The 23719-nt window shown below is 44.9% G+C and carries 20 protein-coding genes; 8 read left to right on the top strand and 12 right to left on the bottom strand.

Features of this window, described 5'->3' with window-relative positions; translation table 11 throughout:
* Positions 1 to 11: 11 nt before the first annotated feature.
* The 3 genes from AB4329_RS03335 to AB4329_RS03325 form a co-directional block, all read right to left on the bottom strand.
* The gene (locus tag AB4329_RS03335) at positions 12 to 1145 is read right to left on the bottom strand and encodes a D-alanine--D-alanine ligase (RefSeq protein WP_372137661.1); all 1134 of its coding nucleotides are present in this window, start codon (positions 1143 to 1145) and stop codon (positions 12 to 14) included.
* Positions 1142 to 1729 (bottom strand): DedA family protein, encoded by a 588-nt coding sequence (locus tag AB4329_RS03330; protein WP_017100018.1) that lies wholly within the window; start codon positions 1727 to 1729, stop codon positions 1142 to 1144. Before AB4329_RS03330 ends, AB4329_RS03335 begins: the two co-directional genes overlap by 4 nt.
* Before the next feature lie 338 nt (positions 1730 to 2067).
* Entirely contained in the window at positions 2068 to 4044 is a 1977-nt protein-coding gene (locus AB4329_RS03325) for a bifunctional 2',3'-cyclic-nucleotide 2'-phosphodiesterase/3'-nucleotidase (RefSeq protein ID WP_372103384.1), read from the bottom strand.
* Between the two features lie 414 nt (positions 4045 to 4458).
* Between AB4329_RS03325 and cysD the strand changes: the two genes are divergently transcribed.
* From cysD to cysC, 4 genes are all read left to right on the top strand, one after another.
* A complete protein-coding gene (gene cysD, locus AB4329_RS03320) occupies positions 4459 to 5403 on the top strand; it encodes a sulfate adenylyltransferase subunit CysD (protein ID WP_226088532.1) in 945 nt (314 codons plus the stop codon).
* Between the two features lie 18 nt (positions 5404 to 5421).
* Complete coding sequence (gene cysN, locus AB4329_RS03315) at positions 5422 to 6852, top strand: sulfate adenylyltransferase subunit CysN (protein WP_017058887.1); 1431 nt, start codon at positions 5422 to 5424, stop codon at positions 6850 to 6852.
* A gap of 65 nt (positions 6853 to 6917) precedes the next feature.
* Positions 6918 to 8642 (top strand): SLC13 family permease, encoded by a 1725-nt coding sequence (locus AB4329_RS03310; RefSeq protein ID WP_017067554.1) that lies wholly within the window; start codon positions 6918 to 6920, stop codon positions 8640 to 8642.
* Positions 8643 to 8666: 24 nt separating this feature from the next.
* Positions 8667 to 9287 carry an adenylyl-sulfate kinase gene (cysC, locus tag AB4329_RS03305; RefSeq protein WP_102427911.1) on the top strand — a complete coding sequence of 207 codons (621 nt, stop codon included), beginning with the start codon at positions 8667 to 8669 and terminating at the stop codon, positions 9285 to 9287.
* 163 nt (positions 9288 to 9450) lie between these two features.
* Here the strand turns inward: cysC and AB4329_RS03300 are convergent, their stop codons facing one another.
* The 7 genes from AB4329_RS03300 to AB4329_RS03270 all read right to left on the bottom strand — a co-directional run bounded on the left by AB4329_RS03300 (position 9451) and on the right by AB4329_RS03270 (position 15223).
* The gene (locus AB4329_RS03300) at positions 9451 to 10359 is read right to left on the bottom strand and encodes a TIGR03899 family protein (protein WP_372137660.1); all 909 of its coding nucleotides are present in this window, start codon (positions 10357 to 10359) and stop codon (positions 9451 to 9453) included.
* 514 nt (positions 10360 to 10873) lie between these two features.
* Positions 10874 to 11389 (bottom strand): DUF3299 domain-containing protein, encoded by a 516-nt coding sequence (locus AB4329_RS03295; RefSeq protein ID WP_017058892.1) that lies wholly within the window; start codon positions 11387 to 11389, stop codon positions 10874 to 10876.
* 14 nt (positions 11390 to 11403) lie between these two features.
* A complete protein-coding gene (locus AB4329_RS03290; protein ID WP_171733238.1) occupies positions 11404 to 12663 on the bottom strand; it encodes an ABC transporter permease in 1260 nt (419 codons plus the stop codon).
* Positions 12660 to 13376, bottom strand: a complete 717-nt coding sequence (locus AB4329_RS03285) for an ABC transporter ATP-binding protein (protein ID WP_017058894.1) — start codon at positions 13374 to 13376, stop codon at positions 12660 to 12662. Before AB4329_RS03285 ends, AB4329_RS03290 begins: the two co-directional genes overlap by 4 nt.
* Positions 13377 to 13517: 141 nt before the next feature.
* Positions 13518 to 14249, bottom strand: a complete 732-nt coding sequence (locus AB4329_RS03280) for a DUF2796 domain-containing protein (protein ID WP_372137659.1) — start codon at positions 14247 to 14249, stop codon at positions 13518 to 13520.
* Positions 14250 to 14289: 40 nt separating this feature from the next.
* The gene (locus AB4329_RS03275) at positions 14290 to 14580 is read right to left on the bottom strand and encodes a DUF2607 family protein (RefSeq protein ID WP_017063722.1); all 291 of its coding nucleotides are present in this window, start codon (positions 14578 to 14580) and stop codon (positions 14290 to 14292) included.
* Between the two features lie 91 nt (positions 14581 to 14671).
* Entirely contained in the window at positions 14672 to 15223 is a 552-nt protein-coding gene (locus AB4329_RS03270) for a YtfJ family protein (RefSeq protein WP_372137658.1), read from the bottom strand.
* Between the two features lie 253 nt (positions 15224 to 15476).
* Here AB4329_RS03270 and AB4329_RS03265 point away from each other — a divergent pair, with 253 nt between their 5' ends.
* Entirely contained in the window at positions 15477 to 15677 is a 201-nt protein-coding gene (locus tag AB4329_RS03265; protein ID WP_017058898.1) for a DUF1107 family protein, read from the top strand.
* A 110-nt stretch (positions 15678 to 15787) separates the two neighbouring features.
* On the opposite strand, the gene msrA is transcribed toward AB4329_RS03265, so the two are convergent.
* On the bottom strand, positions 15788 to 16417 hold the full coding sequence (gene msrA, locus AB4329_RS03260; RefSeq protein WP_017058899.1) for a peptide-methionine (S)-S-oxide reductase MsrA: 630 nt from the start codon (positions 16415 to 16417) through the stop codon (positions 15788 to 15790).
* Between the two features lie 195 nt (positions 16418 to 16612).
* On the opposite strand from msrA, the gene AB4329_RS03255 reads away from it, so the two are divergent.
* The 3 genes from AB4329_RS03255 to AB4329_RS03245 are packed head-to-tail and all read left to right on the top strand — an operon-like array spanning position 16613 to position 22455.
* Positions 16613 to 18325 carry an autotransporter assembly complex family protein gene (locus AB4329_RS03255; RefSeq protein WP_065584316.1) on the top strand — a complete coding sequence of 571 codons (1713 nt, stop codon included), beginning with the start codon at positions 16613 to 16615 and terminating at the stop codon, positions 18323 to 18325.
* Positions 18322 to 22080, top strand: a complete 3759-nt coding sequence (locus tag AB4329_RS03250; RefSeq protein WP_372137657.1) for a translocation/assembly module TamB domain-containing protein — start codon at positions 18322 to 18324, stop codon at positions 22078 to 22080. Before AB4329_RS03255 ends, AB4329_RS03250 begins: the two co-directional genes overlap by 4 nt.
* 18 nt (positions 22081 to 22098) lie before the next feature.
* Positions 22099 to 22455 carry a gamma-glutamylcyclotransferase gene (locus AB4329_RS03245; protein ID WP_017069403.1) on the top strand — a complete coding sequence of 119 codons (357 nt, stop codon included), beginning with the start codon at positions 22099 to 22101 and terminating at the stop codon, positions 22453 to 22455.
* Between the two features lie 87 nt (positions 22456 to 22542).
* Here AB4329_RS03245 and fbp read toward each other — a convergent pair whose 3' ends face one another.
* Positions 22543 to 23553, bottom strand: a complete 1011-nt coding sequence (gene fbp, locus AB4329_RS03240) for a class 1 fructose-bisphosphatase (RefSeq protein WP_008220458.1) — start codon at positions 23551 to 23553, stop codon at positions 22543 to 22545.
* Positions 23554 to 23719 lie beyond the last annotated feature (166 nt).

Raw genomic sequence — 23719 nt, 5'->3', positions numbered from 1 at the left:
CTCGTGCAAAGTTAGTCGGTAGTCGGATATTGTTGAACAAGACGTCGCTCTTCTTGCCACGCCGCAAATAAGCTCTTGAAAGAAGGGGATTGGTGGCCTCGTTGTTTTTGCTGAGCGCCAATATCAAAAAGAATGCGATATTGCAGGAGTAGCGTAGAAAATATCTCTCGTAATGGGGTGTTGCGATCCCAGATATGTCCAGCCTCACTGCTTGCGCCATTGACCTCAAGGATCGTGAAATCCTCGCCGTTCATTAGGCTGTGCATGTCCTTAAACTTGACGTCGAGTCGGCCAAAATGAAAACCATCGAAGTCATCGAATATCTCGTCTAAACGTTCAGTTAAAGCCCGAGTGATGTATTGATTGCCATCGCGGAAGATGCAGCCACGGCTATGGCTACCTGCGAACGCGAGTTGGAACTCTTCACCCTCTGCGAGCACTTGATCCAATTTATCTTCATGCCTTGGTAGATACAGGTGGCTGAGTTGCCCAGCGCGCGGGCTATTTTCAATTAATTGTTTGAGTGTCGACTTGCCATCACCCATCACCATTGGCGCGTATTTGAGTGTGATCGAGATGATCTCACCTTGCTTTTTGTTTGGGTAACGAACATAGAAAACACCCGCTTCGGCTTGATAAGGCGCCTTTGTTTGCAGTAGAAAGCGAGCATTATTTGGGAAAGATTCGACATATTGCTCAAGTTGAACTTGGTTGTTGATCAGCTTAACGCCAACACCTCGACAACCAAGATCCGGCTTCGCCACGATAGGGAAATCAAGATCTGATTGTATGAGTGCGCTGCGTGCGTCTTCGGCTTGTTTTTTACTGCTGAGATCCGTTTTGGTTAGGGTAATAAACGGAGAGATCCAACGCTGACTCGATGATCCGGCAAGGCTCAATATCTCGTGCTTTGATTCGCCGACCATACCACTGAGTTTGATGCTTGGATTAGCGATGAGCGGAAGTGCCCAGTCAAAGTGCCGTAACCCTTGCATCAGACTTTGAATGACCACTGGCGTGTAGAAGAACCAAGTCGGAAGAAACTCATAAGGAGAGACACTGCGCACGGTATCTTTTTCAAGCAGAGGCATACCTGCATTAATTTGATGTGCGGGAATGATGCGAATATCTTGCGGTGAACTCATGATAATCCTCTAGAGTAGGTTCTATTCATTAATCGATTGCCGATAAACAGCAAAGCGATGGCACACGGGATGATGATCCATTGATATTCAGAGGCTTGCAGCCACGCTGATGTCCCTAAATAGTAGATGGCAGAGAAGACAATGCCAGTCCAGAGCGCAGTGGCACTAATCACGGCAAACAAGAAAGTAGGCAGTGGGATGGCGAAAAAGCCACTTAAGGTAAAGCCGACGGTACGAAGCCCGGGAATAAAGCGGATAACAAAAAGGCTGCTGAATGCGTTCTGACGTAATTTGGTACGAAGCGAACGAAAGTACTTATTAGTGAGGGCTTTATATCGAACACCTCGGAAGTAACGTCCTGATTTACCCAGGTAATAAAGACCGAGATCACCCGTGGCAATACCGATGAAAATAGCAAGCAGCGCATATTGAGGAAGTATTAGACCTTGAGTCGCGATACCTGCCGCCGTAACAATCGCAAGATCTTCAAGCAGATAAGAAAGCGCGATGATGCCAAGCATCAGCCATAGCAGCGACTCCTCCCCTGAATGTAACCATGCTTGAATGCTCTCGACGGTGCTCATTAAATGTCCTTATCTATCCTATGGATGAATGGCTTAACCACCATTCATTGAGTGTAGTAAATTAAATAGACAGGAGGAGCAGATAAAAACTTACAGCTGATTAGTGTTTTTTTGTGTTGGATTCATTCAATTGGTGGTTTGAGTCGTGCTGTTTGACTGCTGTTTGACTGCTGTTTGACTGCTGTTTTGAAGCTGAAGGCGTGGCATTTGGAAGCGGGTTGAACGAGAGTTTGTCGTTCGAAAATTAGGGCTTTGGGCTGAACATTTAGAAGAAAAGAAAAAGGCTGAGTCGTAAAACTCAGCCTTTCAGAACGTTAACTATGGATTACTTAAGCAATCTATTTAGTTAGGTCAATCTGGTAAACAGCAAAACCAACATCGTCAGTCGCAACACGTTTCATCGGGTATTGACCTTTCTCTTTAATGAACTCTGCTGCTTTGTCGCTTGGAGATGTTTCAAAGCGGATATCTAGCTTGTTATCCGTTTTGATTGGTGCAAATGACCAATTGTTATCTGCGCTTGGGCTCACTTGACCTTGTTCTTTGCTTACGCGAGAGATGTAGTTTGCAAGAACAGTACGGTTCTCATCTGGTGCATCAAATGCGATGAAGTCTTCACCTGTGCCTGGGAACTTAGCGCTGTATGCACGGTAGTTGTTGGTTGCGATCAGGAAGTCTTGCTTCATGTCGATTGGCTTACCTTGGTAAGTTAGGCCAACAATACGCTGTGAGTCAGGGTTAACGACTTTACAGTTTGCATCGTATTTCGCAGGTTGAGTTACGTCGATTTGGTAATCAACACCGTCGATAACATCGAAGTTGTAAGTGCGGAAGTTATCCCACTCGATCAACTGTTGTGGTGCTGTTGAGTTAACATCAACTTGGTTGAATTGACCAGCAGAACACTCAAGCCACTCTTTTACTTCGTGACCAGTTACCTTCATCGCAACTAGTGTGTTCGGGTAAAGGTATAAGTCAGCTGCGTTACGGAATGTCAGTTGACCAGATTCAACTTCAGTGAAGTTCGCTGGGTCATTCTTACGGCCACCAGCTTTGAATGGTGCAGCCGCGGAAAGTACTGGCGTACCATCTAGGTCAGGGTCACCTTGGATGAACTGTTCAACGTAATCTTTCTGTGCAAGGTTAACGATTTGAACTGTTGGATCGTCTTGTACTAGAGACAAGAAGCTGTACATCACATCGTCTGCTTTACCAATCGGTTGGTTAACAAACTCACGAGTACCAGCGTGGTCTTTTTCTAGTGCTGTTACGATGCCTTCATCAGCCGCAGCAAGAGATTTCTTCTCGATCTTGTCGTAGATAGGGCGTGCTTCTGATTGGCCTTTAACGACTTCCCACTTACCGTCTTTTTGTGCCAGTGTTAGGTCCATAACACCAACGTGGCTACCCCAACGACCTGGCATTACTGCCGCAACGCCGTTCATTGTGCCCGTTTCGTTGTCGATGCCTTGAATGTCATCAAAACCTTTACCTGGGAACACTGCGTGAGAGTGGCCGAATGCGATCGCATCAATGCCATCTACTTCAGATAGGTAGAACGTTGAGTTCTCTTCGCCATTTTTGTATGGGTCAGTTGATACGCCTGAGTGAGGGATAGCAACGATAACTTCAGCGCCTTCCGCTTTCATTTGAGGCACTAACTCGTTAGCCGTCTCAATGATGTCACGAGCGATTACTTTACCTTCAAGGTTCTTCTTATCCCACGTCATGATTTGTGGTGGAACGAAACCGATGTAGCCGACTTTTACTTCATGCTCTACGCCTGCAGTATCTTCAAACGTGTGCGTCTTGATGATGTAAGGTGTGAAGTAGTGTTCTTTGGTTTTTGCGTCGTAAACGTTAGCACTGATGTACGGGAAATCAGCGTCGTTGATTGACTCTTCTAGGAAATCAAGACCGTAGTTGAATTCGTGGTTACCTATGTTTGCAGCGTCGTAGCTTAGCTGGTTCATAGCTTTGTATGCAGGGTGAACTTCACCTGCTTCGATGCCTTTGTCTGCCATGTAGTCACCCATTGGGCTACCTTGCAGCAAGTCACCGTTATCAACTAATACGCTGTTGGTTACTTCGTTTTGAGCTTCTTTTACTAGAGTTGCAGTACGTGCTAAGCCGATTTTTTTCGATGGCTTGTCTTTGTAGTAATCGTAATCCATTAGGTTGGTATGGATGTCCGTTGTCTCTACGACACGTAGTTTAATCACTTCATCGGTATCTGGTGTTGTTGTACAGCCTGCTAGAGTCAAACCAAGACCCGCAAGCACAGCCAATGACAAAGGTTTCATTGCAACTTTCATTTTGTAGCTCCAAAGTGGATAGTAGAAAATTCGTTGCGTAATGTAACAAAATGGAATGAAACAATGATTACAACGAATGTTAATTCGTGACTTAGATCGACTACTTTATGGTGTTCTGCAAGACGCCTCCCAAACCTGATTAATCGATGTGCAACTGATATCGATAATATTAGTCCATTCATTTCACCTGCTTATCGATAAATTCAATCCCTTATCAGCTTTTCGAATAAAAAATGAAATTTTAGAATTTCCAGTAATATGAGAGGCTCGTCATAATGCCTATATCAAGGACGTATCAGGCAGACGAATAGCAAGGATAGCTCAACACGAAGCTTCTGTTTTCTTCTAGTGCCAATACTCCCATTCACTCAAGTGGATGAGTTAAATCCCATGCTTGGCAAGACCAAGTAATGAATTGCTCGTAACGCGAGCCTTAAAGGAAGCACTGAAATGGACCAAGAACGTTTAACCCACCTAAAACAGCTCGAAGCGGAAAGTATTCATATTATCCGTGAAGTGGCGGCTGAGTTTGATAACCCAGTGATGATGTACTCCATCGGAAAAGATTCTTCTGTGATGCTTCATTTAGCTCGCAAAGCGTTTTATCCAGGCAAGATTCCATTCCCGCTATTGCATGTAGATACGGATTGGAAATTCCGCGAGATGATTGAGTTTCGTGATCGTACGGCTAAAAAGTACGGCTTCGACCTTTTAGTACATAAGAACCCAGAAGGTATTGAGATGGGTTGTAGCCCATTTGTACATGGTTCTTCGAAGCACACTGACATCATGAAAACACAGGGCCTTAAGCAGGCGTTAAACAAGTATGGGTTCGATGCGGCTTTTGGTGGTGCGCGTCGTGATGAAGAAAAATCTCGTGCGAAAGAACGTGTTTATTCTTTCCGTGATAAGAACCATACGTGGGATCCAAAAAACCAGCGTCCAGAGCTTTGGCACACCTACAACGGTCAGGTTAATAAGGGCGAAAGCATTCGTGTCTTCCCGCTATCTAATTGGACTGAGCTCGATATCTGGCAATACATCTATCTAGAGAGCATCGATATTGTTCCACTTTACCTTTCAGACAAACGCCCTGTAGTTGAGCGTGATGGCATGCTGATCATGGTTGATGATGACCGTATGGAGCTGCAAGAAGGTGAAGTGATTGAAGAGAAAAGCGTTCGTTTTCGTACTTTAGGCTGTTACCCATTAACCGGAGCGGTTGAATCTGAGGCGAATACGCTAACGGGCATTATTGAAGAGATGCTGGTGGCGACGTCTAGTGAGCGTCAAGGTCGAGCGATTGACCATGATCAGTCGGGCTCTATGGAGCTGAAAAAGCGCCAAGGTTATTTCTAAGAATCTAAGGAAAGAAAAATGAATAGTGCAGTAGAAGCCGAATTGGCTGAACTAGGGATTGAAGGTTATCTAAGTCAGCATCAGCATAAATCTATGCTTAGATTTTTAACTTGTGGCTCGGTAGATGACGGTAAAAGTACGCTAATCGGTCGCTTACTCCATGATACAAAACAGATTTATGAAGATCAGCTAGCGGCGGTTCACTCGGATAGCCAACGAGTGGGAACGACAGGTGAGAAACCTGATTTGGCACTGCTTGTTGATGGTCTGCAGGCTGAGCGTGAGCAAGGGATCACGATCGATGTGGCTTACCGCTACTTCTCGACTCAAAAACGTAAGTTCATTATTGCTGATACTCCTGGGCATGAGCAGTATACGCGCAATATGGCAACAGGCGCTTCAACGTGTGATCTGGCGGTGATCTTGATTGATGCTCGTAAGGGCGTTCTGGATCAAACACGTCGTCACTCGTTTATCTCTAACCTGCTTGGTTTGAAGCATTTCATCGTTGCTGTAAACAAGATGGATCTCGTGGATTACGCGCAAGATCGTTTTGAAGAAATTCGCGATGAATACCTAGAGTTTGCAGAAAACCTAGAAGGCGAAACCAATATTCAGATCTTGCCAGTATCGGCGCTTGAAGGCATCAACGTTGCTGCACCAAGTAAAGAGCTTGCATGGTTCGAAGGCCCATCTCTGCTAGAAGTGTTAGAGAACGTCGACATTGACCAAAAGCGTTCGGCAGGTGAATTCCGATTCCCAGTTCAGTACGTCAATCGTCCTAACTTAGACTTCCGCGGTTTTGCTGGCACCGTTGCCTCTGGCCGTGTCAGTGTCGGTGATGAAATCAAGGCGCTGCCGTCGGGTAAAACCTCTAAGGTTGCACGCATTGTAACTTTTGATGGTGATTTGGAGTCTGCGCAAGCGGGCTTGGCAGTAACACTGACTCTTGAAGATGAGATTGATATCAGTCGTGGTGATTTGATTGTGCTAGAAAACGCGCAGATTGAATCCACTAACCACGTATTGGCTGACATCGTGTGGATGACAGAGCAACCACTGCAACCGGGCAAAGCTTACGACATCAAGATCGCAGGCAAGAAAACCGTTGGTCAGGTTGAAACGGTTCGTCACCAATACGACATCAACAACCTATCGACTCACGCTGTCGATGAGTTGCCATTGAATGGCATTGGCTTGTGTGAATGGTCACTGAACGAGACTGTCGCGCTGGATAAATACCGTGAAAGTGCCGATACCGGTGGCTTCATCGTTATCGACCGACTAACCAACGTGACGGTTGGCGCGGGTTTGATTCGAGACCGTTTGGACTCTGTTGAACAGCAAGTCGGTAACTTCTCTGCATTTGAACTTGAGTTCAACGCATTGGTTCGCAAACATTTCCCTCATTGGGATGCCAAAGATCTAAGCCAACTACTGAAGTCATAAACGACCAAGTAACAGCTTATTGAATCAGGCGGAAACCGATCGTTTCCGCCATAAAGGACGGGTATATGTGGCAACAAGGATTTGTATTAGCGATTTTGCTCGGCATCATTACTTGCCTGCTCGTTACCCGTATTAAGCCAAGCTTTATCTTTGCTGGCGCGGCGTTTATTGCTTTTATGGCTGGCATGATCGACTTGTCGAGCTTGGCTAATAACTTCACTAACTCCTCGTTACTGACTTTAATTCTTCTGATCCTCGCATCAAGTGCGTTGGAGAAAACTCGCTTAATCAGCTGGGTTAGCCGCAATATCTCTGAAGGTAGGCTAGGTACCGTGGTTGCGAAGTTGGGTATTTCTACAGCGTTACTTTCTTCTTTTACTAATAACACCGCGGTGGTTGTTTCTTTGATCGGGGCGATCAAACGTAATCAACAGCACGCGCCGTCTAAGTTACTTATCCCTTTGTCATACGCTGCCATCTTAGGTGGCACCCTGACATTGATCGGCACCTCTACCAATTTGATCATCAATAGTTTTGTTGAAGATGCAGGTTTACCGAGCTTAAACTTTTTCACACCTACCTTGATCGGTTTAGCGGTTTTGGTCGGTGGGGTATTGATCCTTATTCCTCTTAGCTATTTTCTACCCAGCTACGATGATGGTTCTCAAGATGATCTGCCTTACTTTCTCGAGGCGCGAGTTGAGCCAGGTTCTCCATTAGTTGGCCGTAGCGTCAGTGAAAATAATCTTAGAGCTCTTAGAAAACTGTTCTTAGCCGAAGTGATTCGAGACGGTAAAACCACCGCGTCGATTGACCCTGATTTTATTCTTCAAGCTCGCGACCGATTGCTGTTTTGTGGTGATGTAGAGAGTGTTGCAACACTGCAAGAAATCCAAGGTTTAACCCTGTTTGGTCAGCATCATTTGAATGGCCAGAGCTTTGTTGAAGTGGTGGTGAGTTCGTCGGCAAGCTTCTGTAACAAAACCCTGAAAACCAGCCAATTTAGAGATCGTTTCGATGCGGTTGTGGTTGCTATTCGTCGTGGCCATGAACGCCTAGAAGGTGGGCTAGGGAATATCACATTGACCGCTGGTGATACCTTGATTTTGGTTCCAGGTAAACGCTTTGAAGAACAGCGCCAACAACACAACAAAGAGTTTGTGTTGATGAATGACTTAGATTCGAGTGCCAAGCTTGATGCCGACAAATCGACGTTCGTGTTGCTCGGCTTTGCTAGCGTGATTGGTTTAGCCCTTATCGATGCAGTACCTATTATCAAAGGCTTAGCTGGTTTTCTACTGTTGCTGGTGGCATTTGGCGTGGTGCAACTGGGTGAGCTCCGCCGCCGTTTCCCAGTCGATATTGTGGTGATCGTGGGCTCTGCACTTTCTATTGCTCAACTGATGATTTCATCGGGTTTATCTGAGCGGATGGGGCTGATGTTTATGGAGGCGTTTAATGGCTGGGGCGTATTCGGTGCGTTAGTTGCTACCTACTTTATGACTTTGGTTTTGACAGAGCTGGTGACCAATAATGCGGCTGCAGCACTCTCATTTCCGATTGGCTACAGTATGGCAGTAGGTTATGGCGTTGACCCTATGCCGTTCATCATGGCGGTACTGTTTGGTGCCAGTGCCAGTTTTATCTCTCCATACGGTTACCAAACCAACTTACTTGTTTATAGCGTAGGTAATTACCATTTAACGGATTATCTGCGTATCGGCATTCCAATCTCGATTGTATATTCGGGCTTGGTGCTGACCCTAATTCCTTATTTTTTCCCATTTTAATGCTGTTTATTTAAAGGACTAATTATGACCGCAGTACTCAAATCCAAAGATGAGAATGTTGTGTGGCATCAACACTCGATTGATAAAACATTTCGCGCGGATCTGAAATCACAAAAGCCAGCCGTGCTCTGGTTCACGGGGTTGTCTGGTTCTGGTAAATCGACAGTCGCTGGAGCATTAGAAAATCGCTTGGCACAGCTTGGTTACCATACTTATTTATTGGATGGCGACAATGTGCGTCATGGATTATGTAGTGACCTTGGCTTCTCTGAGCAAGATCGTCGAGAGAACATCCGTCGTATTGGTGAGCTTGCTAAATTGATGGCAGATGCAGGCTTGATCGTGTTGTCAGCCTTTATTTCTCCGCATCAAGCTGAAAGGCAACTCGTGAGAGATTTATTGCCGGAAGGTGAGTTTCTTGAGGTGTTCGTCAATACGCCATTAGAGGTTTGCGAACAGCGTGATCCTAAAGGTCTGTATAAGAAAGCACGTGCCGGAGAAATCCCGAACTTCACAGGTATTAGTTCAGTGTACGAAGCGCCTCTGAGCCCTGAGATTGATCTACCTGCAGGTGAGAAGACACTCGATGAATTGGTCGAACTGTGTATTGATGCGTTGGAGAAGCGAAATATTTTAGCCAATTGAGATCGTTGGTACGACTAAGGCTGTTCACTTACTTATCGACTTATTCATGACTGATAAGTAGTGCAGCCTTAGTTTACCGAGACAAGAAACCTATCCTCTAGATTCTCTTTATTCCTCTTAATACTTCACTTCTTACACCGTCTATTTTAGCTCCGTCGAGTGTCTAGACGGTGTAATTTACGCTGCTTTTCACTTCTGTCTGTACTGTGAATTTCTGGCTCAATAGTGCAATCAGTTGATCGTAATACTGCGTGTTTGGCTTGTTACCGAGCAAGGTACAAAGCTCATTGCCTGTAGGGCTGAATCGGTAGTAAACCAGCTTCACGCCTTTTGATAATGGTGCCAGTGACATGCTCTTACCTTGATAGGTTAGGTGCAGGGCTGGATCGAAATCAATCTCTCCGGATTCTAATTCTGTGCCCAGAATAATCCCGAGCTCTATCAAGTGGAGCAAGCTGGAGTAGGGCAGGTTGTGCCCACCAAGGTTGATGGTGTTGGTGGTGTCCCTTTTGCCAAAGTTGAATAGCCCAGCATGAGATTTAAAGCCGAGTAAGAGCTTTCTGCTGTTATCGCTACCAAAACTGCAGCCTAATGAAGCTGCTCTTTGTAAGGTCAGTGCTTCCTTTGGCGTCATGTCTTTTAAGATTTGCAGTGCCTTCATCGACGTCGAGCCTGGGTTGGTGACTTCTCGTTTCAGTACTTGAGCCCATAGCCTCTGCATCGATGTATTGTGGATCTCTTGTGCCATGTCGAAGAAACGGTATAGCCAGTCCTGATCCGGGTCTCCAGCCGCTTCATCCTTACATGAAGAGTGCGCCAACTTTAGAATCTGTTCTAGGTTCTTTTGGCGAAGCTCTCTACGTTTTTTCTCTCGCAATAGTGCCCGTTCGATAAGCGTACTCTCAGCTTTATCCTTTGGCTTGGCACTATGACTAATTAAGGAATCGAGGCCGAAGCTTTGTGCGATGTGCAGCATTCTGCTGGCACTGTCGGCAATATGAGGCTTTTTCTCATGCTTATTCTGTGTGTCGCTAGCATGCTCAATGATCACTGGCTGTTTGGTTTTTGACATAAGAGTACCGTTAGGAGACGACTCAAAACCAATCGTAGTAAATAATTGCTCAGCCTAGCTTGTTAAAACGCTTGATAACTGAGCTACAATTTTTGATTGTAGAATAACTACTTATCAAAAAGCTCCGCCTTGTTCTCAAGGCTTTTTCCTACGCTATTTCTGAACACTTACTTATTGTGATTGGTATAACTGTCTAAAATGTAACTCTTTATCTTATTGGTGGCTAGATTTTGCGAGCATAGTTGAAGGTTTCAACAAAATTTTACTTTTGTTAATGATAATAAAATGTTAAATTTGTTGTAATTCTCAAGGAGGAGTTATGAATCAAGTCAATGATAACAAGCTGAAGAAACAGCTTAGTATAGGGTTATTACTCGCGATTTATGTCGCTGTTCTAGCTTACTTATCTAATTACATCGCGTAATTCAGAAGAAAATTATCGTTATTAAACTGTTATTGAATGATCACACTCGTTCAGTGACGGCAGCTCATCCTTGAGCCACCCTTCTAATGACTACATGTCGTCATACTCTTCAATCGCAGTACCTTCAATAAGATAACCGGTTTGCGCTAAGTCATGGCTGATTGACTCAGTTTTCAGCGTTCCGACCAAATAGATCACATCCCATAACTGCTGTATTGGTGCACCTTTCGGGAACTTCACGTAGATGATTTGGTTCGGTGGCGGCGGTGGCACGTGGATACATGCGCCAAAGTACGGTACCAGCAGAAACTCAGTGATCATATTCTCATCACCTTCCAATGGAATCACAAAGCCAGGAATCTTCACTGTGCTGCCATTCAGCTCTGGGCGAACAGCACCAAGTGTCGATTGTTGAGGTTTGTCCATACTATTGTGGTCAACCATCGGCATACCAAATGAATCTAGCTGAGCACGTTCTGATTCTGGAATCAAATCAATCCATTCAAGTGTTAATACCGATTCGTCATTCTGAGTGGTTTCAGCGTGAGCTGTACTGATAAATGGGAACAGAAGTAGCCCAAGTATCAGTAGGAATTTGCGTTGCATCGTAGGTTCCTATTTTAGATTCGAATCGTCATGCCATCAGACAATGACTGGCGGTAAGCCCTGAAAGCGGGAATAAAGCCGATAATGATTCCAGCAACTTGTACCAGCATAAGCAGTTTCCACTCATGCGGTGTGATTGCGGATATCGATATGTTGATACCATAACTTTGTTGCACAATAGGAGCAACCACTGCGATCAGCGCAAACAATACTGCAACACCTAATGTAATGCCAAGGAAGGTTAGCGCACTGGCTTCACTGATCAGTAAACCAAACACATGACGAGGTCTTGCGCCCATCGCACGTAGGATGGCCATCTCTCGGCGCCTTTCTTGCAAGCTAGTGAGTAGGCTACTGAGCATGCCCAATAAACCGGCGACGACAACAAACCCTGAAACAATCAGTAGTGCTTGTTCTGCTACAGCCATCATTCCCCACAATTCGTGAAGCGCAATGCCCGGCATAATGGCGCTTAAAGGTTCTTGGCGGTAGTTATTGATTTCTCGTTGCAGTGCGAAGGTTTGAATCTTCGAATTCAGCCCGAGCATCATCGCGGTAATCTGCTTCGGTTGGAAATCAAAAGTCTTTAAGGTTTCGGCATCCGGCGTATGTCCTAGGTTAGCACCTGACTCCCAGCCAACATGAATCGCTTCAATAGCCTCTAACGAAACGTGTACGGTTTTATCTACTGGTGTCCCGGTTGGCGCGAGTATTCCCACAATTTTGAAGGGCAGATTATCGTGACGGCTAAACGCAACATCACTGATACCGTGCGCAAGAATGATTTGATCACCGATTTTGTAATCGAGCTTCTTCGCAACATCGGCACCAATCACTACATCAAATAGCTGTTCAAATTCTTTACCTTGTTGGAAAGTAAGTAATTGCTTACTTCCATAGCGATAGTTTTCAAAGTAACTATGATTTGTACCCATCACACGGAAGCCTTTGTGTGAATCGCCCAATGATATTGGTATCGCCCACTTTACTGCGTTGTGCTGGCTAAATTCTTCATAGCTTTTCCAGTCGATGTTGTTGGTCGCATTACCGATTCTGAATACTGAGTAAAGCAGCAGGTTGACCTGACCAGAACGGCCACCAACGATAAGGTCAGTACCTGAAATCGTATTGGCGAAGCTGCTTTTTGCTTCGGTTCTAACGCGTTCTACGCCGAGCAAGAGAATGACAGATACCGCCACCGTGAGAATGGTGAGAATAGCCGTGGCTTTACGGTTGAGTACGCTTTTTAAGGCTAAGTGAGTAATTACTTTCATACGACAACCTTAGCTTGGTTAACGGTTTTTAAATCTATGGTTCGAGTAAATAATTTTTCTAGTGTTGGATCATGGCTAACAAAGATAAGAGTAGAACCTGCCTGGTTGGCTTGTTCTAACAACAGTTCGATAAAAGCTTCTCGGTTGTCATGATCCAAAGCCGAGGTTGGCTCGTCGGCAATAATGATTTTGGGTTGGCCGATCAAAGCACGAGCGGCAGCAACACGTTGTTGTTGACCGATGCTCAACTCAGTAACGGGCTTGTCCATTAAAGCTTGAGGTAGCTTTAATCGGAGTAACAACTCTCGAGCCGTCTCTTGTAAGCTTTTCTGGCTTTCAGCGACTTGCTGTTTACGAATCTGTGAAAACTGGCAAGGAAGCGTCACGTTATCGATAACTGATAGATAAGGAAGCAGGTTAAATTGTTGGAAAATATAACCAATATGATCGGCTCTGAATTTATCTCTTTGACGAGGTGTAAGCTGAGTGAGGTCTTGATCAAGGATAGAGACTTCTCCTTGCTCAGCTTGGTTGATTCCGGTCAGTAGCCCTAACAAAGTTGATTTTCCACAACCACTTGGCCCTTTAATAAAAAGGTGTTCTTGGGCTTGGATGTGAAGAGAGGGGATCTCTAGCGTTGGTGGTAATTCAGGCTTCCAACGAAAGCTGATATTTTCGAGTTTGACCACAAGTGATGAACTGTCAGAAGACATGCTAGCTCCAATAATTAAAGCGGTGTATCTACTGGACAGTAATTTGAAACATAAATTCCCAGGAACACACCGATTTGAACAGCCAAGTAAGCGATGACTTACCTGGCTGTTTATTTTACGTTTAATCCGATCTAGGAGTGATTAGAATCGGAAACTAATACGCTCTGCGTTAAGCACTTCTTGTACTTGAGCTGTGTCTGTTAGTAGGTTCACCGTCATTTTTTCAGTGTTGCTGAACTTAGAGAACCACTGAGTGCTAACTGTGTCTAGCTTAGCAACATCTGAACATTCATAGTGGTACTCAACAGTGAACTCACCGTGGCCACCTTCTGAGTGATCGTGGCCTTCATGATCGTGGTGGTCGTGACCTTCGTGGTCATCATGATCGTGCTCAGCGTGGTCATGGTCTTTGTGGTCATCATGATCGTGTTCAGCGTGTTCAGCGTGGTCATGGTCTTTGTGGTCGTCATGATCGTGTTCAGCGTGATCATGGTCTTTGTGGTCGCCATGACCGTGTTCCGCATGGTCATGGCCTTCATGGTCGTCATGACCGCCTTCTAAGGTGTTTGCTACTGACTTGAACTTCAGAGTACAACTCGCATTGTTAAAACTAAACAGCTCTTCTGGCTTGTTTAATTGTGCGATAGCCTGTTCAAACACTTTCTTCTGTTCTGCAGTTTTTGGAGCATGTTCAAACCCAACCACATCTGCGCCTGGAGCTGTTACTTCAACAAGCAATTCTTGCCCATCTTGCGCGATGTTTACTTCAACTTGGCCATGTACGTGTGCATCATGAGAGCGGAATTCTTCGTTAGCTAGAGCATTTGTAGAGACAGTCATGCCGATAACAACGGCTAAAAAAGTAGGTTTCATGTTTTTTCCTGAATAAAGGTTGATTAAAAAGTAGTGGTAATTAAGCGATATTTACAGGAGGTGAGCGTGCCAAATAAGCGAAATATAGCCGCTGTAGTGAAGTTACTGACTCTGTAATAGCGACAGTAAATTCCGAATGGAACTCTGGAATCTGTGGTAGTGAGTGCGCTGTGATGAACTGATTAAGCGAAAACAGCTCACAATGGTGTGAAGTGTGGTGCTCTGGTGCGATATCCACAATGTGTGTTGCGGCTAACACGCTTAACATGAGCATAAGCCCAAGCAAGAAGCCTGTTTTGCGTTTCACATTGTTGGGTGTGTTTTGCCACATCAGGATGATTAACCACAGAATTAAAAAAAGGATACTGTTATAATATAACAATATCCTTTGGTTAGGTCTCGAAAAAGACGCGAATATCTTATTAAAGGCTCGCTTTAATCAACTCAATGACTTGAGTGACTTCTGATTCGTTTAATGCACCTTCTTTTACAAACAAGATTTTACCTTGCTTGTCTTGAACGATAATCGCTGAGCTTTCTTCTTTTAGAGCCCATGTTGACGCAACGGCGCCGTCTTCATCTAGGACCATAGAAGACCATGGAAATTCTTCTTTGCTGCTTTCGGCAGAGGACTTAACAAAAGACCCAGTACCCCAAATCGCATCATCTTGGTTGATGATAGTGGTGGTTTGGTAGTTGTCTTCTGAGAATTTCGATGCGGTAATGGCTGCCATCAGTGGTGCGTTGAGCTCTTTAGAGCTGCTGCGGCCAGCGATAGCTTGAACGACGCGAACTTTACCTAGAAGATCATTGGTTGCCCAAGCTTGATATCCAGTATTTCCGTCGTTTAGAACAATCTCACCATAGTTACTCACATCGACGGCAGGCAGGGTAGCGCCTACTGATAGGTTGTGAGCATTGGCGAAGAGTGGAGAGGCTGCGGCTAGAAAAGCCAGTAGAGTTTTGTTTTTCATTATATTTTTGTTCCGCTTATTGGTTTGCACAGGAAGTATAATATGAAATTTGAAAAATGCCTCTTTAACTTTTTTATCGTACGACGTAGAAAGAAGTTGCAGGCTTGTTACCAAAAGGTATAATGCATCAATATCAAGATGAACAATAGATTATCTTGCTGTTTGCTAAAGGAATTAGCGATTAAATGTGCTTTGAACAGCGACGCTGTTCAGGTATGTGACTGTAGTACTCAAATGGAATTGAGGTTGTATTATGTTAAGAAAATTTTCTACTTACCGTCCACGTCAGGTGGCGCGTTTCGTTAAAGTCCTGTTCAAAGGCCAATTTGCTATTGAAGGTGTTGGAGAGTTTCGCTTCGACCAAGGCAAGGTGCTACTTCCTGAAGTTTCAGACAAACAAAAGCTCACTATTTTTAAAGAAGTTAACGGCACCATTGCAGCGTTGCCGGTGTAACTGAGCTTTATCGATTTGTCTTGCACCGAATAGATTAACAATGAAAAGGGCTTCCTGATGGAAGCCCTTTTTTTAATGGATGTTGTTCTAGCTTGTATGCCTAACGCACATTATTGCGGAGGGAAGCAGACACCCGTACCGCCCAACCCGCAATACCCATTCGGATTTTTAGCTAGGTATTGTTGGTGGTAGGTTTCTGCGAAAAAATATTTTCCAGCAGGCAGAACTTCCGTCGTGATCTCGTTGCCTAAAGATTCAGTCATTGCTCGTTGATATTCACGTTTAGAGTGCTCAGCGATAGATTGTTGTTCTTCACTGAAGGTGTAAATCGCAGAACGGTACTGAGTCCCTAAATCGTTGCCTTGGCGCATCCCTTGAGTTGGGTCATGACGCTCCCAAAAGGTTTCAAGTATTCGAGCTAGAGAGGTTTGTTCACTATCAAATATGACACGAACGACCTCGGTATGGCCGGTTTGCCCAGTACATACTTGTTCATAAGTGGGATTAACTGTGTATCCGCCAGCGTAACCAACGGATGTTGAAATAACGCCATCCAATTGCCAAAACAAACGCTCAGCTCCCCAGAAGCACCCCATACCAAACAGGACTTCTTGTTGAGAGCCCGTGGGTGCATCGAGCAGGTCGGTTTGATTGACGAAATGGCGCTCAGTGATTCGAATTGGGTCAGCATTTCCCGGTAGTGCGGTTGCTGCAGAAACCAGTTGTTGTTTGTTTAGCATGTTATATTCCTTTTCGCATACGTTTACCGCGCTGGCTTTTATTTAACGTGGGTTCATATTAACTGTTGGTCAATATTGAATAAGTCTTTAAATTAGACCGTGTTATTCCAGGATTTATTACAGACTCAATGCCTATTTAGCGGTATTATTTCTTTTCACTTATTAACGTATTGATAACTTCTTCACCAATTAAACATGATAAGAAAAACTTTACCAGTTCTGATTGGCACTCTATTGTCATCGACGCTCGCTTTCGCTGACGTTTCCCTTGAAATCAAAGGGCTAGATGGAGCGCTTGAGGATAATGTTGATGCTTATCTGAGTGCGATCCCTGAAGAAGAGTATTCGGTTTCACTAAGATTCCAATCCCGCTTGGAATCTATGATTAAAGAAGCCCTGAATGCGTTAGGCTACTACCACCCTAAAATCACATTTACTCACTCCGAAGATGATACCGAAATGACCGTTACGGTTGAGCCGGGAGAGCCTGTTGTTATTTATACTTCAGATATCGTTCTAACTGGTGAAGCCAAGGATGACCCAGACTTTTTAGCCTTGATAGCGAAGAGTAGCTTGTCTAAAGGTTCGACTCTGAATCATGGTAATTATGACTCTTTGAAATCGTCGATCCGCAACCTTGGCTTAGCGAAAGGCTACTTCGATGGTGCTTATGATCTTAGTAAGCTAGAAGTCGCTCCTGAATTGAACCGCGCTTATGTTCGTCTTCATTATAACAGTGGTATCCGCTATCACTTTGGTACTACTCAGGTTACTGGTAGCCAGATAGAAGAAGATAAGGTGCAGTCACTTAAACCATTTGAGGATGGCGAACCTTACTCAATCACCAAAGTCGGTGAGTACAACCAAAACCTGTCCAATACGGATTGGTTCTCCTCGGTATTTGTTGAACCAGATTTAAGCCAGTTAGGCGAAGGCCGAGAGATCCCGATGAAGGTTAGCCTTGCTCCGCAAGCTCGTAACCAAATCGAAACGGGTATCGGTGTATCCACCGACCTTGGCGTAAAAGGCACTCTGAAGTGGAAAAAACCTTGGGTTAATGAACAAGGCCATAGCTTCAATAGCAGCCTGTCGATTTCTAAACCTGAACAGACGATTACCGCTACCTATAAAATCCCTCTGGATGACGTGCTGAACGACTACTATCAAGTTAAGTACGGTATGAAAAACTTGGATAATCGTGATACCAAGAGTTTGGAGTCAAACTTAGCGCTAGAAAGATATTGGCGACTGGATAACGGTTGGCAACGCACGGTCTTCATTCGATACTTGGTCGAAAACTATGAGCAAGGTTTGCAGGATGATTTAGCGCAATTTGTGCTGCCGGGTATCTCTTTCTCACGCACTCGAACGCGAGGCGGTTCGATGCCGATGTGGGGCGATAAACAAACCATTATGGTTGAAGCGGGTGATGATACCTTGTTATCTGAAACTAAGGTTGTTCGTTTTCAAGGTCAAACCGCTTGGATTCGAAGCATTGGCGACAATCACCGAGGCTTAACTCGACTTCAATTTGGCGGCAACTTTGCCGACGAGTTTGATAAGCTATCTCCCTCCCTAAGATTCTTTGCTGGTGGTGACAATAGCATTCGTGGTTATGGTTATGAATCGATCTCTCCTCGAGATGAAAGTGGCGCACTAACGGGTGCCAAATTCATTGCAACCAGCTCGTTTGAATACCAATACCGCTTGGTTGGAAACTGGTGGGGCGCAGCATTCTACGACATTGGTGATGCCTTCAATGATAAACCTGAATGGAAACATGGTACCGGCGTCGGGGTTCGTTGGGCGTCGCCCGTCGGCCCTGTGAGCTTAGATTTTGCTTGGGGTCTAGATGCAGCAAAAGGTGATGAGTTCCAGTTACACTTTAGTTTAGGGCCAGAATTATGATCAAAGTGATGGGCAAGTGCATCAAGTGGACGTCGATCTCATTGACGTCTATTTTGCTGTTGTTGATAGCCTTGCTAGGTTTTGTTTTGTTCACCAATCCAGGGTTGAACACTGTGTTGTGGGGCGCTGAAAAAGCGTTGCCACAGCTTAAAGTGGAAAGCACTAAAGGGGCTCTGTTCCCGAGCTTTACGCTTAATAATGTTCAGTTTAAAGATGACAGCCTGCATATAGACACCAAAGTTCAAAAGCTGAACTTGGCGATTAATCCTCGCTGTCTGCTCGACCCTAAGTTGTGTGTCGATCGTTTAGCGATTCAAGGATTGGACTTCGCATTTACTGAACTGCCTCCGGCCTCTACAGAAGAAACAGAACCTACTCCGCCCGTAACATCGGTAAAAACACCGTTGCCAATCGTAATCAACCGTATCGCTTTGTCTGATATCAAGTTGAATATCTTAGGGCATGAAATTGAATGGAGCTTGTTCTCTACGGCTTTGAGTATGCAGGGCGAAAAGCTAACTGTATCGCCAACCTTATTCAATGATCTTAAGGTTAAACTCGCTGAGTCGACAGAAGAACCGCAAGCAGAAAAGGTTGAGCCAAAAGCTGCCGTTAAAACGGCTATCGAATTGCCGGAAGTCTGGATTCCTCTGCAGGTTGTGTTGGAGCGTTTTGACCTCAACCATTTCACCTTAGAACAAGAAACACCAATCGTTGTTAACCACCTTGGGCTAGAAGCTCGCGCGGGCAAACACACGGTTGATGTTTCAACTCTCGAACTCGATATGCCACAAGCAAGCGCCAATCTAACCACGAAGGTTGAGCTCAAGGGCGGTTACCCGCTAGAACTTTCTTTGGATGCGTTGGTGAAAGAAACCGACCTTGTTGGGCAGAAGTTGTCTCTGAAAGCACAAGGCAGCGTGGCTAAGCTAAACCTAGACTCCCAATTTTCTGAGCTGATTGAGGCAAAGTTGTCTGGGGATATTCAACCCTTAGAACCGACTCTGCCATTTGACCTTCTTTTAGAGGGCGGACAAGCACAGTGGCCCCTTACCGGAAAAAGCGATTACCAAGCGACAATTGAGCAATTTAAAGCTGATGGCTCACTAGATGGTTTTAATGTTCTTCTTAAAGGTGAAGCCGATGGTAAGGAAATCCCTGAATTAGCCATCGATCTACAGGGTAAAGGCACGACGGAACAAATTGTTCTCGAGCGTCTAAAGCTCAACACGCTAGGCGGTGAGCTTAACGGTGTCGTTAAAGCGAACTGGAAGAGTCTCGTTAACTGGCAAGCTGACGTGACACTCAAAGATATTCAACCGGGTCTGCAGTGGCCAGAAGCTGAGGGCAACATTAGTGGAAACATCGTCACCTCAGGTGAGTTGACTGAAGCGGGCGGCTGGGCGATTGAACTGCCTAAATTGGATATTGAAGGGATCTTGCGAGAATACCCTCTGGATATCGAAGGTCAGTTGTCAGCGTCGGATCGCAGCGCGAGCGGTGAACCAAAACTGAAAACCAGTGGTTTGAGCTTAGCTCACGGTGTTAACTCGATTAAGGCTCAGGGTGAGCTTGATAAGAAATGGGACATGGGTGTTGAGATTCACTTCCCTGAGCTTGTAAAAAGCGTCCCTGATTTGAAAGGTAAAGTGATTGGTAACATCCAGCTCAGTGGTCCAACGAAAAAGCCTGAAGTCGATCTCGCTCTAAATGTGGATAAGGTAGATTGGAATAACGAAGCAACACTAGAATCCTTGTCGCTTAATGGTTCTGTGGTTCCTCTGCCATTGCCTGAAGCTCAAGCTGATCTTGAATTAAAAGCTAACAACCTAACCTATCAAGATCAGAGCGTAAAAAGCATTGATCTCACGGTGAGTGGTGGTGAGAAGAAACACACAGTGACACTTGATGTGATATCCGACATCATGTCTACAAGCTTAGCTATTTCCGGAGAGTTGATTCAAAAGCCTTCTCTTATTTGGTATGGATCGTTAGACAGAGTCAAAATCACCACTCAGCAAGGTCCTTGGGTGTTAGATCAACCTGTCGCGATAAATGCGGATGTTGATAAACAGTTTGCCGATGTTCAAGCGCACTGTTGGAAACAATCGGGTTCGAGCGTGTGTTTGGATGAAGACGTTCGTGTCGGAAAATCGGGTGAGGCCAAGGTAGCCATCAATCAATTCGATTTCGAGCAGATTAAAGCCTTTGTGCCTAAAGAGACGCAATTACAGGGCTTAGTCAATGCGACTGCTCATGCAAAGTGGTCTGAACAAGATGAGCCTGAAGTCACGGTAAGCGTTGATATGCCGAAAGGTCAGGTTGTTCAACAAGTGGGTGAGCCAATCACACTGGGTTGGGAAAGCGTTGCATTGAATGCCCAACTGAAAGACAACAAACTGGATGCCGATTTTAAGTTGGATGTTTCCGACAATGGTGACCTGTCTGGCACGGTGTCGTTACCGGATATTCTTGCCGAAGACAAAATGGTCGATGCGGCAATTAAGCTGACCACGTTCCATCTTGATTTCTTACAACCAATTCTAGGTGAATACAGCTTATTGAAAGCCGACCTTGAGAGTGATCTTCAAGTTAAAGGCTCTCTGATGCACCCTCAAGTCTTTGGTCAATTCTCTGTTGATGGTATTCAAGTCAAAGGCGATGTTACGCCTGTTGATGTGAAAGATGGCCGCATCGACCTCGACTTTGATGGTTATAGTGCAAAACTGGATGCGAATGTCGAAACACCTGATGGTCACCTTGATATTGAGGGAACCGGAGATTGGCAAGATCTTAAAGCATGGCATTCGAACGTTAGAGTTTTCGCTGATGAGTTGATGGTTGATATCCCACCGATGGTTAAGGTGAAGGTCGTACCTGATATGACTATTGATGTCACACCAGATCTGGCGAAAATCACCGGTGATATTGCATTACCATGGGGACGAATTGTTGTTGAAGATTTACCACCGTCAGCGGTTGGCGTCTCTTCTGATCAGGTTATTTTGAATAAAGATCTAGAGCCAGAAAACGAAGATACGATTCCATTCAATGTGATGACGAATATTAATATCTCCATTGGTGATGACTTTAAACTGTCTGCCTTCGGTCTTGAAGGTGATTTGGTCGGTAAGCTCAACGTGGCTCAAAAAGACCAAGGTCCATTTATTACAGGTGAAGTGAACATCGTCGATGGTACTTACCAATCATTCGGGCAAGACCTCTTGATCGAAGAGGGTAAGATCCTAATGAATGGACCACCGGATCAGCCATACGTAGCCATCAACGCGATTCGTAATCCTGATAATACTCAGGATGACGTGACCGCTGGTATTCGAGTGACTGGCCCTGCGACAGAGCCTACCATCGAGATTTATTCTGACCCAGCGATGCCACAAGCGAACGCACTGTCTTATATTTTGCGTGGCCAAGATATCGACGGTGAGTCGAGCGGTTCGATGACAACGACTTTAATCGGTTTGAGTTTAGCGAAGAGTGGTAAGGTTGTTGGTGAAATCGGTGAAGCCTTTGGTGTAAAGGACTTGCAATTGGATACTGCAGGCTCTGGCGATGACTCTCAAGTGACGGTAAGTGGTTACATCCTGCCTGGCTTACAGGTGAAGTATGGTGTGGGTATCTTTAACTCGTTAGGTGAGTTTACCGTTCGTTATAGATTGATGCAGGATCTCTATGTTGAAGCTGTTTCTGGCCTAGACAGTGCTGTGGATCTTCTCTATCAATTTGAGTTCGAGTAGAGCCGTATGGGAGGGCATATGCAGCATCTTGTTTTTGTCTATGGAACCTTGAGGCAAGGTCAGTCCAATCACCATTATTTGCAGGGCTGCGATTTATTAGGGCAGTTTGATACACCTAAGGAATACGCACTTTTTGATTTAGGTGCCTATCCGGCGATGATTTTGGGAAAGAAAAGTGTCGCTGGTGAGGTCTATATCATTAACGACGAAATTTTAGAGTCGCTCGATCGGCTAGAAGATGTTCCTGTTGAGTATCGTCGCGAGCAAATAGAGACTATATTTGGATTAGCATGGGTATATTTGTATCAGCTTGATCTAACAGCTAATAAAGAAATACTTTCGGGTAACTGGTGTCAGCGGAACAATGATTCCTAACTAGTTAATCACCTTACGAGACAACAAAAAGCCAGCACTGAGGTGCTGGCTTTTTAATAGCGTTAGTTTGAGAATGAAATGAGAGGGTTACTCAGGGTTCAGCTCAAGAAACTCTTCTACTTTACGTACCATTTTTGTTGAACCAACGAAGAAAGGCACACGTTGGTGCAGCTCAGTTGGTTTGATATCCATGATACGCTGTGCACCGTCTGATGCAATACCGCCAGCTTGCTCCATAAGGAAAGCAATAGGGTTGCATTCATAAAGCAAACGCAATTTACCTTGAGGGTGGCTCTCTGTACTTGGGTATAAGTAGATGCCGCCTTTTAGCAAGTTACGGTGGAAATCAGACACAAGAGAACCAATGTAACGTGACGTGTAAGGGCGGTTATCGCTTGGCTCGCTTTCCTGACAGTATTTGATGTACTTCTTAACACCGGTTGGGAAGCGGATGTAGTTACCTTCGTTGATCGAGTAGATCTTGCCTTCGTCTGGAATCATCATGTTTTCATGAGATAGACAGAAAGTACCCAGAGATGGATCGTAGGTGAAACCATTTACGCCAGCACCAGTTGTGTAAACCAGCATGGTTGAAGAACCGTAAATTACGTAGCCGGCAGCTACCTGTTTGTGACCTGGTTGCAGGAAGTCTTCTTGAGTCGGTGGTGTTCCGATTGGAGAGACACGGCGGTAGATAGAGAAAATCGTACCAACCGATACATTTACATCGATATTTGATGAACCATCAAGTGGGTCCATCAACACGACGTATTTTGCGTTTTTGTTGAGCTCTTTATTGAAGGCAACCGCTTCGTCTTCTTCTTCACTTGCAACACCACAAACTTGGTCACGAGCTTCTAGAGCCGCTTTAAATTTGTCGTTCGCATAAAGGTCTAGCTTCTGCTGCTCTTCACCTTGAACGTTGTCTGTACCAACAGCGCCAGTGATGTCGACTAGGCCAGCCTTGTTGATCTCACGGTTAACAATTTTTGCAGCAAGTCGAATAGACGACAAAAGGGATGATAGATCACCGCTTGCATGGGGGAAGTCACTCTGTTTCTCAACAATGAACTCACCAAGGGTGCGCATCTCAGACATGTTATTTCCTTAAACTTCTCTCAATATTAGGGGGGATTTGAGCACTGTAGATTCGGCCTCTTGAGTGGGCTTTATTCATCTAGACGCTTACCTAAATTCTAAAGGTTAGATCTTTTTAATGGTAATGAACTAAGCGACACAGATCTCACTTACTATGTCGACTCAA

It is taken from the genome of Vibrio sp. 10N.261.54.A5 (genome assembly GCF_041471145.1).
GTDB lineage: Bacteria > Pseudomonadota > Gammaproteobacteria > Enterobacterales > Vibrionaceae > Vibrio > Vibrio crassostreae_C.
This window is presented reverse-complemented; position numbering and strand designations above follow the sequence as displayed.